Here is a 1,455-nt window from a genome sequence, read left to right on the forward strand (position 1 = left end):
GCCGTCGACGCGGCTGCGGGTGCACGGGCGTCTGGCGCCGCCGTTGCGGCGGAGCGGGAGGGGCACCGCGGTCGCGGCGGTGCTGCGGGTGTCGGGGGAGCGGCCGCCGCAGGTGATCGGGCAGCCCTCCGGGGCGCAGCGGCTGGCCGGTGATCTGCGGGCAGGCCTGCGGGAGGCCACGGACGGGCTGCCCGGCGATGCCAGAGCCCTGCTGCCGGGGCTCGTGATCGGGGACACCTCACGGGTGCCCGCCGACCTTGAGCAGGCCTTCCGGGCGACGGACCTTACGCACCTGCTGGCCGTGAGCGGCGCCAATCTGACGATCGTGCTCGTGCTGCTCATCGGCCCGCCGGGCATGGCGCAGCGAGCCGAGCGGCGGGGCCTGGCACCGAGACTGGGCATCCCGTTGCGGACCACGGCGCTGCTGGGCGGGGCGCTGACCCTCGGCTTCGTCATCGTCTGCCGGCCTGACCCGAGTGTGCTGCGAGCGGCGGCCTGCGGACTGATCGCGCTCCTCGCCATCGCCACCGGGCGGCGCAGATCGCTGATCCCCGCGCTGGCCACGGCGGTGCTGCTGCTCGTGCTGTGGGACCCCTGGCTGGCCCGCAGCCACGGCTTTCTGCTCTCCGTCCTTGCCACCGGCGCCCTGCTCACCCTGGCACCACGCTGGGGCGCCGTGCTGCGCGGGCGCGGGGTGCCGCCACGGCTCGCGGAGGCGCTGGCCGCTGCTGCGGCGGCGCAGGCGGTGTGCGCGCCGGTGGTGGCCGTCCTGGCGGCCAGGGTGAGTCTGGTCGCGGTGCCGTGCAATCTCCTGGCGGAGTTCGCCGTCGCGCCCGCCACCGTGCTCGGCTTCGCCGCGCTGGCGGTGGCACCGGTGGCGATGCCGGTCGCGAAGGCGCTGGCCTGGGGCGCGAGCTGGCCCACCGGGTGGATCGCGGAGATCGCCCGGAGGGGGGCGGCACTGCCCGGCAGCGGCGTCGACTGGCCGGGCGGCTGGCGCGGCGGGTTCCTGCTCGCGCTGGCCACGGTGGCGGTCGTCCTGGCCGGACGCGGGCTGGCGCGGCACCTCTGGCTCGCGGGGGCCTGTGCCCTGCTGCTTCTGCTGGTCGTCGTCCAGCCACCGCCGCTCACCCGGGTGATCGCGGGCTGGCCTCCGCCGGGCTGGCGCATGGTGATGTGCGACGTGGGCCAGGGCGACGCCATCGTGCTCGCGGCGGGCGAGGGCGCCGGGGTCGTCGTCGACACGGGACCGGACCCGGTGGCGGCGGACCGCTGTCTGCACTCCCTCGGCATCACGCGTGTGCCCCTCGTGGTTCTCACTCACTTCCACGCCGACCACGTGGCGGGGCTGCCCGGAGTGCTGCGGGGGCGAGAGGTGGGGGCGATCCAGACGACGGGGTTCCAGGAGCCGTCGGAACAGGCGGAGTCCGTCAGGAGGCAGGCGGCGGCGGAGGG

At 76.4% G+C, this 1,455-nt stretch carries 1 protein-coding gene; it reads left to right on the forward strand.

Translation table 11 applies throughout. From position 1 onward, the window contains the following. A partial coding sequence (locus tag AB8Z36_RS39845; RefSeq protein ID WP_369218242.1) for a ComEC/Rec2 family competence protein occupies positions 1 to 1,455 on the forward strand: 1,455 nt, incomplete at both ends.

Source organism: Streptomyces flavofungini (genome assembly GCF_041028215.1).
In the GTDB taxonomy this organism is placed as follows: domain Bacteria; phylum Actinomycetota; class Actinomycetes; order Streptomycetales; family Streptomycetaceae; genus Streptomyces; species Streptomyces flavofungini_B.